General features: G+C 64.3%; 1 protein-coding gene. It reads left to right on the top strand.

Annotation, left to right across the window (positions count from 1 at the left end):
• Positions 1 to 20: 20 nt before the first annotated feature.
• A partial coding sequence (locus tag RT424_RS19640; protein WP_313441697.1) for a hypothetical protein occupies positions 21 to 235 on the top strand: 215 nt, incomplete at its 3' end.

Here is a 235-nt window from a genome sequence, read left to right as displayed (position 1 = left end):
GACAGGCCGTGGAGGGAAAAATGGCGCAGGGCTTCGGCGAAGATGCGCTCGTTGGCAGTGCCTGTCGCCGCCTTCTGCACCGCGCCGTGCCGGTTTCCACGGCTGAAGCCGCGGCGGAAGTTGTCGTTTGCGGCGGACAGGGGCACCGATGGGCAGAGGGCGCGAACGATTACGGGACAGGAGCCATTCCGAGCGGCGGAAAAGCGAATTGCCATGGTAAACTGCGCCTCTTCTT

The organism is Novosphingobium sp., assembly GCF_032093395.1.
Taxonomy (GTDB): Bacteria; Pseudomonadota; Alphaproteobacteria; order Sphingomonadales; family Sphingomonadaceae; genus Novosphingobium.
The sequence above is the reverse complement of the archived record's forward strand: the minus strand, read 5'-3'. Positions and strand labels throughout refer to the sequence as shown.